The sequence below is a fragment of the Bacillus aerolatus genome (assembly GCF_009183655.1).
GTDB classification, from domain to species: Bacteria; Bacillota; Bacilli; order Bacillales; family Domibacillaceae; genus Pseudobacillus; species Pseudobacillus aerolatus.
This window is the reverse complement of record NZ_WEIO01000033.1, coordinates 1-527: the sequence shown is the minus strand read 5'-3', so window position 1 is coordinate 527 and position 527 is coordinate 1. Positions and strand designations below refer to the sequence as shown.

General features: G+C 39.8%; 1 protein-coding gene. It reads right to left on the bottom strand.

What is annotated here, in order from left to right:
- The coding region (gene allE / locus F9802_RS19465; RefSeq protein ID WP_152154744.1) for a (S)-ureidoglycine aminohydrolase at positions 1-527 on the bottom strand (527 nt) is incomplete at both ends.

The following is a 527-nucleotide window of genomic DNA, read 5'->3' as shown; positions in this document are numbered from 1 at the left end:
TGCACATGTGTTTCGATAAACGGATGACATGCGGCAGGATCAAAGGAAAGAATATGAAAATTCATATCAAAATCTAGATCCATAGGCAAAAGATCTTTAATATTGACATTATGCATGTCATCATAATTTCTAAATTCAATCTTGTTGGCGTGGTCTGAAACAACCCACGGCTTCCGTCCTTCAAGCGGACGATATTTTTGCTTATAAAGGAATAGTCTGGAATCGCCATCCCCAAGGTTTTCTAAATACATTTTCGTCCCTGGCGGACAGTATAAATAACCACTTTCTTCAAGAACAAATTCTTGCTCACCTGCCGCAGCTTTTATTGCTCCTTCAATCACATAGACGAATGTTTCTACGTCTGCTTGTCCGCCAAATCCTTCGCTATTTCCCCCCCCATTTTGCATTGTCACAACGTAATCGACAAAGCTTGCTCCAAGCTTAGGTGAACCCAAAATAGAAATAATACAATTTTCAAACCCCGGGATAACATTATTCACCAATCCTTCAGGTGCGATTAATGCATA